We start from the raw sequence: 9,956 nt of genomic DNA on the forward strand, positions 1-9,956 counted from the left end.
GTGCAGGACAAGTTCGACATGATGCGCTTCGACAGTTCCGGCGCCGTCTCCACGGGCATGTTCGACGAGACCTGGCGGCGCTTTGTGGTGAAGATGGCGACCGGCTCCGGCAAAACCAAAGTGCTGAGCCTGGTGCTGGCCTGGAGCTTTTACCACAAACTGTATGAGCCGGAGTCGGGGCTGGCCCGAAATTTTCTGGTGATCGCCCCGAACATCATCGTGCTGGATCGCATCTACAAGGATTTTAAAAGCCTTAACATCTTTTTCGATGACCCGGTCATCCCCGACAACGGTGTGGACGGGCGTAACTGGCGGGACGATTTTCAATTGACTCTGCACCGGCAGGACGAGGTGCGCATCACCCGCCCGACCGGCAACATCTTCCTGACCAATATCCACCGCGTCTATGCCGGGGACGACATTCCCTCATCGCCCGATGATGAAGACATGCGTGATTATTTCCTGGGTAAGCGTCCCACTGGCGCGACCACTGACTCCAAAGTGGACTTGGGAATGATCGTGCGCGACATTGATGAACTAGTGGTACTGAACGACGAGGCGCACCACATCCATGACCCGCGCATGGCTTGGTTCAAATCCATCGAGGACATCCACAACCGCCTGAAGCAAAAAGGGTCCGCCCTCTCCCTGCAAGTGGATACCACTGCCACGCCCAGGCACGACAATGGAGCGATTTTTGTGCAGACTGTTGCCGATTACCCGCTGGTGGAAGCCATCTCGCAGAATGTGGTCAAACACCCGGTATTGCCCGATGCGGCCAGCCGTGCCAAACTGGTGGAGCGCCAGAGCGCCAAGTATACCGAGAAATACGCCGATTACATTCACCTGGGTGTAATCGAGTGGCGCAAGGCTTATGCCGAACACGAAAAGCTGGGCAAGAAGGCTATTCTGTTCGTGATGACCGACGACACCCGCAACTGCGACGACGTGGCAGCCTATCTGGAGGGCAACTACCCAGATCTACAAGGAGCGGTTTTGGTCATCCACACTAAGAATACCGGCGAGATTTCTGAGTCAAGGTCAGGAAAAGCCAAAGAAGAATTGGATGAGCTACGCAGGCAGGCAAACGAAATTGATAATATGGACAGCCCGTACAAAGCCATCATCTCCGTGATGGTGCTGAAAGAGGGCTGGGACGTGCGCAACGTCACCACCATTGTGGGCCTGCGCCCATACAAAGCCCCGAGCAACATCTTACCCGAGCAGACCCTGGGACGCGGCTTGCGTAAAATGTACCCCGGCGGCGTGGAAGAGTATGTCAGCGTTGTCGGCACGAATGCCTTTATGGACTTTGTTGAATCCATTCAGGCCGAGGGTGTGGTCCTGGAACGCAAACCGATGGGAGAAGGCACACAGCCTAAAACCCCACTGGTAGTGGAGATCGACAAAGGAAATGTCAAAAAAGACATTGACGCGCTGGATATTGAAATTCCGGTGTTGACGCCGCGCGTTTACCGGGAATACAAGAACCTGGGCGATCTGGATGTGAACGCGCTCGGCCATGCAAAGGTGGCCTACCAGCATTTCAGTGAGGAAGAACAGCGGGAGATCGTCTTCAAGGACATCACCACCGGCGAGGTGACGCATACCACCATCCTCGATACGACGGGCATTGCCGATTATCGCAGCGTGATCGGCTACTTCGCACAGACCATGATGAAGGATTTACGGCTGGTCAGCGGCTACGATGTGCTGTATGGCAAGGTCAAAGCGTTTGTGCAAGAGCAGTTGTTTGACCGCCCTGTGGAACTGGAAAGCCCTAACACCCTGCGCAATCTATCGGAACCAGCCGCTACCAAAACCCTGATCGAGACGTTTAAGAAGGCGATCAACGCCCTCACCGTGCAGGACAAAGGCGACGCCGAAATCCGCGATACCATCAAGCTGCGCCAGACACGGCCCTTTGTAGCCAAGGATCAGGGCTACCTTATTCCGAAAAAGAGCGTCTTTAACAGGATCATTGGGGACAGCCATTTTGAACTGCTGTTTGCCCGCTTCCTGGAAGACTGCGACGATGTGGTTTCCTACGCCAAGAATTACCTGGCGGTGCATTTCAAGTTGGATTACGTGAACGCGGACGGCGACATTTCCAACTACTACCCAGATTTTATGGCCAAGCTGTCCGATAGGCGGATTGTCATTGTCGAGACGAAGGGGCGGGAAGATTTGGATGTGCCGCTGAAGATGGCACGGCTGCGGCAATGGTGCGAGGACATCAATACGGTGCAGTCCGCCGTGATGTATGACTTCGTTTACGTGGACGAAGAAAGTTTTGAAAAATACAAGCCAACTTCATTCCGGCAATTGCTGGAGGGCTTCAAGGAATTCAAAGAGAAGACATAGCCAGAGCGTGGACATCTACGTTTTACCCCGCGCGGATGCGGCGTGAAACGAGGGTCACGCTCAAGGTTAAGTGTCGATTGATGGAGCAATTGCATGACAGAACAAGGAATTATTGAACTTCACAAACAGCACCGTGAGGGCCAGTCAAAGTACACTTATTTCCTCCTTGTGTCTTGCCCCAGTTGGAAATGGAGTGTTCCGCCGTATAATAAGGTATAGAACACGGAGGGAACACCATGAACAAACAGCGCAAGCATTATAGTGCAGAAGAGAAGGTTTCCGAATTCCAGGGAATTCCAGGGACACCTTACTAATTTCTTTTGATAAGTCATGCGGTGGTGTTTGCTTTCGATAAAGGGGGGGAGGTTTTCGACCCAAAGACCTTTACGGCCCCGATTACCCCGGAGAAACCTTCGGGGTCCTAAAAGAAAAAGAAGAACGGGAATTTGGGAAGTACCGGACGAAACGCCTTGTTTTGCAGGCTGGGGATAGGTCATGCTGATGACTGTGGGAATATTGGCGACGTGCCCAAGAATGGAAAGGATAACCATTGATGTTGAAACGGTTTCGGGTTCAGGGCTTCAAGTCACTTGCTGATATTGAAGTGGAATTCCCCGCCCTTACCGTCCTTTTCGGGCCAAACGCCTCCGGCAAATCGAATCTCTTAGATGCACTGCTCATTTTATCGTGTCTTGCCACGGAACGAACCCTGGCTGATGCCCTTTCCGGCCCGGTCAGGGGGTATCCGGCCGAACTTTTTCGATTTCCAACTGGCGGCCTTGCATCTTTACTTGAGAAGGACCGGCCTGAGTTTTCTTTAGAAGCCGATCTGCAAACAAAAGGCCGGGATCGAATGAAGAGGAAAAGGGTCAGGTCTCAACAATCAACAATCGTGGGGTTAGATTATACTTCCCACATCGGGCTGGGGCAGTGAAGGATAACGATTTGATCCGGAACCTTAATTCAAGAGGAAGGGACAGAAAAATTTTTATGCCATTGAGTTCGCGGCCAAAGCCAGGACGGAAAAGCTTACTCATTCAATCCTTGCCAAAGCCTTTCATGGTGAATTGGTTCCCACCGAAACCGAGCTTGCGCGCCGCGAAGGCCGCTCCTCCTACGAACCAGCCCCTAATTTCATGGCACGTATTAAAGCTGTGCATGAAAGATACCTCTATTATCGCGAATATGAAAATAAAATCAAATGCACCTTTAATCCGGTAGGAAAATATAAATCAGTCTCTGATGATTTTGAAGATTATGCGGAAAAAGTAAGCAAGCCGTAGGCCTCCTGCGTTAAAGGTCTTGACATTTATATCAGTAAGGTAGAAAAATGACTTGATTTTAATCTCATGAGGTACGTATGAAAGCCAATGAAGCTGTTAATGAAGATCCGTGGATTCACATCAGGAATCTATTTGGCGTATGGATTGAAAGCGGCGACGAAGATAAGCAACTGGAAGAGCTATCCCGGTCAAGGCTTATTCCTTCCTCGATGCCTGATGAAGATGAATGAAATATCTGATCGATACAAATATAGCTTCCCATCACCTTAGTGGAAGGTACAATCTTGTTTAAATCCTCCGACCCTGGCCAAAAAAGCATAGGGTAATACTGCACATCCAGCATTCACCCTCTTTTTCGTTCCTACTGCCTTAAATGGTTAAATATCCACCGTCTACAGGAATAATGGCACCGGTGACGTATCGCGACGCCTTCGAGGCTAAGTAAACCGTGGCCCCTTTCAGTTCATCCTCTTCTCCGAACCTTCCCATGGGGATATGACTGAGTAACTTCTTTCCATGATGTTCTAAAACCCACTGGGTCATATCCGTTGGAAACCAACCCGGCGCAATGGCATTTACTCGAATGTTGTGTTTGGCCCACTTAGCTGCTAGATCTTTGGTAAAGGCGATCACCGCTCCTTTGCTGGCGCTGTAAGCGATGGCATCCGCGGCCTCGGATTCCGTCCCGACGATCCCCATAATGGAAGCGATGTTGACGATACTTCCGCTTTTCTGCCGGATCATTACCCGGCCGGCAACCTGGGAAAAAAGAAAAACTCCGGTAATGTTCGTCTCCATTACTTTTTGCCATCCTTCCAGTGAGTGGTCTTCTGGAGGAGCCCCCCAATTCGCCCCCGAATTGTTCACCAGGATATCAACCCGCCCGAATTCCTTAAGGGTCTTGTCAACCACCTCCTGGATGTCCTTTAAAAATTTCACATCACACTTTAAGGCTAAGGCCTTCACGCCCAATTTTGAAAGCTTCTCCGCCGCTCTCTGACAATTTTCTATTTTCCGCGAACAAAGCACGACATTGGCTCCGGCTTCAGCCAGGCCTTCAGCCATTTTCAACCCAATTCCTTTTCCTCCACCGCTAACGATGGCTACCTTCCCGCTTAAATCGAACATTTCTTTGACATTCATTTTCCCGCCTCCGATTAAAAATCATAGGGACGCAGATTTTCGTAGATATACGCAGTTAAGAGCAGAATGGAGGAACCTGTTTTTTCTGCGTTCATCCGCGTCCAAAATAGTTTTTGGATTTTTTCAAATAAAGCGAACGATCCTTGCCCCTGTCCTCTGGTCCAAGCGATGGATCCCTTCTTCCTGGGCTATCGCTAAAGCTTCTTCATACTCGGCTGGGGTGACTCTCCGATTCAAGGAAGGATGCTTATGCGCCTCTCCGCAGGGACGGTATTGAGCCATGATATTGACATAGGTATGGGGGGAAATTTCCTTCGCCAAAAAACCCATGGCCTCCCGGGTCCCGGCCAATTCACCCGGTAGAACCAAGTGCCTTATTAACAGCCCCCGCTCGGCAATGCCCCGTTGGTTGACCACCAAATCCCCCACTTGCCGATGCATTTCTTTGATCGCCGCCTTAGCCCTTTCCGGGTAATCTTTAGCCCGGCAGAACCTGTCGGCGACTCCCCCATCTAAAAACTTTATATCCGGCATGTAAAGGTCAAACACGCCATCCAGCATTTTAAGGGTCTCTACCGAATCATACCCACCCGTGTTATAGACTAATGGAATCCGCAATCCCCCGGCGATCGCCTGAGGTAAAGCAGCCAGAATTTGGGCCACCACATGCGAAGGGGACACAAAGTTGATGTTGTGGCAGCCGATTTCTTGCAGGCTGAGCATGATTTTGGCCAAATGGTCAGGCGTAACCTCCCGGCCTTCGCCCAGATGGCTGATCTCGTAATTTTGGCAGAAAAGGCACAGAAGGTTACAGTGCGCAAAAAAAATCGTCCCCGACCCTCTGGAACCTACCAAAAGATCTTCTTCGCCGAAATGGGGGCTGTAACTGGATACGACGGCTTGTACCCCCGTGCGGCAATATCCTTTTTGGTCAATACTCCGTTCCACCCCGCATTCACGCGGACAAAGGCAGCAGGATTTTAAAATCTCCTCAGCCTGGGACACTCGATCTTTAAGGCTTCCATTCTCAAAAAGGCTCAAATAAGCGGGGCGGAAAATTTTTTCTTCTTTTTGCGCCATCTATTCTTTTTTCTTTTCTAACAACGATTGCAGCTTTTCCGTCGGATGGTACTGGATCCCCCTGCCCTTTCCGGAAAGTGCGAAATACCCCTGTTTGGCCAGTTCCCGCATTAAGTTCAAGGCTTTCTTCCTGGAGACTGCCTTCGGCTGCTTTAGGTCGGCAAGAGTGAAGAAACCCTTCTTTTCCAGAGCTTCCCCGACCCAGTCCAAACCCGGAAGGGAAGCGTTTCGATCGGCCAGTTCTAAAACGCGGTAACCCTTTCCGTGTTTTTTAAGTGGCTGCACGATTCCTTTATTGACCATTTCTCTGATCTCGGTGTAGGCTGCGTCCCGGCCTACTCCTAATTTCTGGTAATCCGTGCTGCTGAAAATCATGCCCTGGACTCTGGCGTAGGCCAAGATTCGCTTCTGTCTTGGGTTCAGTCCATGATCTCGAAAACGTTGCATCCAGACCAGCGTGCTTTCGTCCATGGTCGGCGTGTTCCGGAATATCAAGGAATAAAAATCCCCTTCTTCTTGCAACTCCGGAGGATTCAGACCATGCCGCTCCATCTCCCGGAATATCTGGGGAAGGCCTCCTCCCAATGCCTTCATAATGCCCCGATCGACCAGGACGCGGGTTAGCAGAGGATTCCTGGAATAATGGACCCTTTCCTGGCGCAGGAGTTGTTTCATTTTTACGGGCCCGGGGAGTCGGCCGGGGTTGCGGATCTCGATGCGGTCATCGAACATCCAAATTTCAATCGCCCTTCCTTCCCGACTGTAATCTCTATGGGCGATGGCGTTAATAAGAGCCTCCCGTAAGGCGAAAACAGGGTATGCGAATTTCTCCTGGAAGAAGAGGTCGCGCGGTACAACCTTTTCTTTAATAAGCTCTCCAATGAAGCCATCCACCTCCCCGATCAATTTCAGGATGGGTCCTTCGAAGCGGACTCGTTCGGCAACGTTATACTCGCTCCCCGTCCCTCTTTCGCTTCCCTCAAAACGGACGAATTCAACCCCTGGCCGGGGGTGCCAGCGCAAAGGATCTTTTCCGAATAGGTAGGCAGCCGCCCGGGTCAATAATGGCTTCCCGTTGCAATACTCAATCAGACCGTAGGGGCGGTGGAGGATCTTTTCAGCCTCTCCGAGCGTTCCCAAAGGAGCTATGAAATCAGCTACCAAGTCTTGATCTAAGTCTTCCCAAGAGCTTTGCAGAAGGACTTCACGCTCGTGCCAGGTTTCGGCTCGGGCCTCTTTTAGATTGGCTACTCTTTCTCTGGAAAGAGGGATATTCTCCGGTCCAACGCGAATATAGCACTTCCCATTGAGTAGAAGATGAATGGTAGGGCTGGGGGCTATTGCGAAGCGGAGAAGGATTTTTCCTCCGATCTCCTCTGTTGCCGCCTTGAATTTCAGGGGGGGGATTGAGGACTTTTCCAAAGCGCGAATCAAAAGTTGACGACTCCGATCGTCAAAATAAATTCCTTCTGCTTCGCCGTCCCCTGTTGCACCTAAAAGAACCGTTCCCCCTTCAGCGTTGCCCATGGCAATTAAAGACTCGTTAACGCCTTGGATGATTTCCTTAAGAGTCCTTTTTTTAAGTTTACCGCTGAAACTCTTCCGGTAGCAGCTTGTGATTTCTACAAACTGCCCTGATCCAAGTTGCAATAATTCACTCCAATCTTCTTTCATAAGGTTCCTTCCTTATGTTAGGTTGAGTTGGAAGAAATTTTGGGCATTACCAAAAGTCTGCTCGGCAATCTTTTCCGGTTCCAGGCTCAACAGAGCGTTTACAGCATGCAGGGTATTCATAAGGTCTTTCGGTTCGCTCGGCCTCCCTTGGTATACCTCCGGAGCATCTGTTTCCAGAAGTAACCGATCCGGGGGCGTAGCCTGGATGGCCCGGCGGTGCCTTTCGCTGTAAGCGGCTGCTGGCGTTGCTGAAATATAATATCCCATCTCGAATATTGCTTTCAGAATCTCTGCCGGGCCGCTGTACCAATGGAAAACTGCTTTCTCAACTTGGAAAGTTTTCACCAAATTCAGAACCGCCGCCCAGGCTCGCCGAGCGTGCAGGAGAATGGGTTTCTTTTCCTTGACAGCAATCTCGAGTAGTCTTCCGAAAATTTCTCTTTGATGATCTTGGGGAGTTTCCAGAGCAAAGTCAAGCCCGATTTCTCCCAGAGCCAAGCATTGAGGGAGCTCTCGTTTGATCAGAGAAAAATTGGCCTCCAGGTCATCGGAGTTTAGCCGCCAAGGGTGCAGGCCCAAGGCTGGATATATTAAGCCAGGATAGCGGCCGGCCAGGGTAAGAATTTTTTCGTTAGAGACCAGGTCCGCGCCAACTCCTACAATGGCCCGTACCCCAACTTTTTGGGCCCGATCCAGGGCTCCTTCGATATCTTTAATTTTGTCCAAATGGGCATGGGTATCGATGAGGTTCAAGGATGGCCATTCTCCATCTTTTCCCAAAGATATGTCATTATCTCTAAGATGAATGAGGCAGGTCAAGGAAATTTTAAAGAGCTTGATCCGGGATCTACATGTGAGTTATTCTAAATGATAGTTATCTATGGCGGGTAGGTGAACCGCGACCCATAAAAATGATTTTCTTAAATTAAAATTTCTTTAACGCTATGTCCCCTGCACTATGCGCTTTGCTATTTTTCAATAATCAAGCCGACCTTTAAAGGAGGTTATACGAATGCGCTCCGAATCTTTTGAATTTTTAAAGGCCCTCGCCGAAGCCCCCAGCCCTTCCGGCTATGAGCAACCGGCCCAGAAAGTCTTCCGGGAATACATCCGGGGTCACGTCGATGAGGTTCAAACCGATGTGTTGGGCAATGCTTCCGGTTTGCTCAAGGGGCGGGAAAAAGGCAAGCCTACGGTCATGCTCGCCGGCCATTGCGACGAGGTGGGCTTTATGGTGAAATACATCGATGAAAATGGTTTCCTTTATTTTGCCCCGATCGGAGGAATCGACGATCAGCTTCTTCCGGGGAAGCGCGTATGGATCCATGCCCAAAACGGCCCAGTCATGGGTGTTGTGGGCCGCAAACCCATTCACCTCATCGACCCCAAGGACCGGGAAAAAGTTGTCCAGTTTTACAACCAATTCATCGACATCGGGGCCAAGAATAAAAAGGAGGCTTCAAGATTCATCAAAATCGGGGATGCCATAACCTTTGCCGGTGGTTTGGAAAAACTCATCGGGGACCGGGTTGTCTCGCGGGGATTCGACGATAAAGTAGGAAGCTTTGTAGTTGCAGAAGTGCTGCGCAGGGTTGGCGAGAAGAAGGAGCGTCCCTGGTGTTCGGTTTACGGGGTTTCCACCGTTCAGGAAGAGCTTGGCTTACGGGGAGCCACAACCAGTGCCTACCAGATTCAGCCTGACGTGGGCATCGCCGTCGAGGTTGGGCACGCCAGCGATTATCCGGATGTAGATAAAAAGCGCGTCGGTGAGTACAAGCTTGGAGCTGGCCCCATCATTGCCCGCGGCGCTAACATTAACCCTCTGGTATATGAACTGCTCATAAAAACGGCTAAAAAAACCAAAATCCCCGTGCAAATCCTCGGTGCCCCCCGCGCCACAGGGACCGATGCCAACGTCATCCAACTCTCCCGCAAGGGAGTAGCTACCGGACTGGTCAGCGTTCCCTTGCGCTACATGCATACGCCTACAGAGGTCCTTTCCCTCAAAGACCTCGAAGCCACCTGCCGGCTCCTGGTGGAATTCATCTATGAATTAAAGGAAAAAATGAGTTTCATCCCCCTATAAAGGCTCATAGGATTTTAGACTTGAGATCTTTGAAAAACTTCATTCCTTGTCATTGCGAGGAGCCCGCCTCAGGCGGACGACGCGGCAATCTCCTTTTTAATCGGCATGTTATGAGATTGCTTCACTTCGTTCGCAATGACAAATTAAGTATTTTTCAAAGGAATCGACTTATGATGGGACAAAAAAGATTGGTTTGCCAACCATTTAAACCTAGGGGAGTGGGAGCGCGGGGTGTGGGGTATCAGGACAATTTCTGGATGAAACATCCGGGGAAAATCTCTTTTATTTTCTTTTCCTTCATATAACGGGCGGCCTCTGCCTTGTCT

9 protein-coding genes are annotated in these 9,956 nt (G+C 50.6%); 5 read left to right on the forward strand and 4 right to left on the reverse strand.

Annotated features, from left to right (window positions below):
- The 4 genes from Q7V48_12230 to Q7V48_12245 form a co-directional block, all read left to right on the forward strand.
- Positions 1-2,364, forward strand: a 2,364-nt coding sequence (locus Q7V48_12230; protein MDO9211494.1) for a DEAD/DEAH box helicase family protein, incomplete at its 5' end; no start/stop codon positions are given.
- Positions 2,365-2,917: 553 nt separating this feature from the next.
- The gene (locus Q7V48_12235; protein ID MDO9211495.1) at positions 2,918-3,298 is read left to right on the forward strand and encodes an AAA family ATPase; all 381 of its coding nucleotides are present in this window, start codon (positions 2,918-2,920) and stop codon (positions 3,296-3,298) included.
- A gap of 133 nt (positions 3,299-3,431) precedes the next feature.
- The gene (locus Q7V48_12240) at positions 3,432-3,647 is read left to right on the forward strand and encodes a hypothetical protein (GenBank protein ID MDO9211496.1); all 216 of its coding nucleotides are present in this window, start codon (positions 3,432-3,434) and stop codon (positions 3,645-3,647) included.
- A 77-nt stretch (positions 3,648-3,724) separates the two neighbouring features.
- Positions 3,725-3,877, forward strand: coding sequence for a hypothetical protein (locus Q7V48_12245; GenBank protein MDO9211497.1), 153 nt, complete (start codon positions 3,725-3,727; stop codon positions 3,875-3,877).
- A gap of 139 nt (positions 3,878-4,016) precedes the next feature.
- Here Q7V48_12245 and Q7V48_12250 read toward each other — a convergent pair whose 3' ends face one another.
- The 4 genes from Q7V48_12250 to Q7V48_12265 all read right to left on the reverse strand — a co-directional run bounded on the left by Q7V48_12250 (position 4,017) and on the right by Q7V48_12265 (position 8,297).
- The gene (locus Q7V48_12250) at positions 4,017-4,790 is read right to left on the reverse strand and encodes an SDR family oxidoreductase (protein ID MDO9211498.1); all 774 of its coding nucleotides are present in this window, start codon (positions 4,788-4,790) and stop codon (positions 4,017-4,019) included.
- 123 nt (positions 4,791-4,913) lie between these two features.
- Positions 4,914-5,870 carry a radical SAM protein gene (locus tag Q7V48_12255; protein ID MDO9211499.1) on the reverse strand — a complete coding sequence of 319 codons (957 nt, stop codon included), beginning with the start codon at positions 5,868-5,870 and terminating at the stop codon, positions 4,914-4,916.
- Positions 5,871-7,544 carry an ATP-binding protein gene (locus Q7V48_12260; GenBank protein MDO9211500.1) on the reverse strand — a complete coding sequence of 558 codons (1,674 nt, stop codon included), beginning with the start codon at positions 7,542-7,544 and terminating at the stop codon, positions 5,871-5,873.
- 12 nt (positions 7,545-7,556) lie between these two features.
- Complete coding sequence (locus Q7V48_12265; GenBank protein ID MDO9211501.1) at positions 7,557-8,297, reverse strand: TatD family hydrolase; 741 nt, start codon at positions 8,295-8,297, stop codon at positions 7,557-7,559.
- A 259-nt stretch (positions 8,298-8,556) separates the two neighbouring features.
- On the opposite strand from Q7V48_12265, the gene Q7V48_12270 reads away from it, so the two are divergent.
- A complete protein-coding gene (locus Q7V48_12270) occupies positions 8,557-9,630 on the forward strand; it encodes a M42 family metallopeptidase (GenBank protein ID MDO9211502.1) in 1,074 nt (357 codons plus the stop codon).
- Positions 9,631-9,956 lie beyond the last annotated feature (326 nt).

The sequence above is a fragment of the Deltaproteobacteria bacterium genome (assembly GCA_030654105.1).
Classification (GTDB): Bacteria; Desulfobacterota; SM23-61; order SM23-61; family SM23-61; genus JAHJQK01.

Excerpts from the sequence above, each read along its gene's own strand:
- Q7V48_12245 (MDO9211497.1), top strand. The coding sequence starts at position 3,725 with ATGAAAGCCAATGAAGCTGTTAATGAAGATCCGTGGATTCACATCAGG.
- Q7V48_12255 (MDO9211499.1), bottom strand. The coding sequence starts at position 5,870 with ATGGCGCAAAAAGAAGAAAAAATTTTCCGCCCCGCTTATTTGAGCCTT.
- Q7V48_12250 (MDO9211498.1), bottom strand. The coding sequence starts at position 4,790 with ATGAATGTCAAAGAAATGTTCGATTTAAGCGGGAAGGTAGCCATCGTT.
- Q7V48_12235 (MDO9211495.1), top strand. The coding sequence starts at position 2,918 with ATGTTGAAACGGTTTCGGGTTCAGGGCTTCAAGTCACTTGCTGATATT.
- Q7V48_12270 (MDO9211502.1), top strand. The coding sequence starts at position 8,557 with ATGCGCTCCGAATCTTTTGAATTTTTAAAGGCCCTCGCCGAAGCCCCC.
- Q7V48_12260 (MDO9211500.1), bottom strand. The coding sequence starts at position 7,544 with ATGAAAGAAGATTGGAGTGAATTATTGCAACTTGGATCAGGGCAGTTT.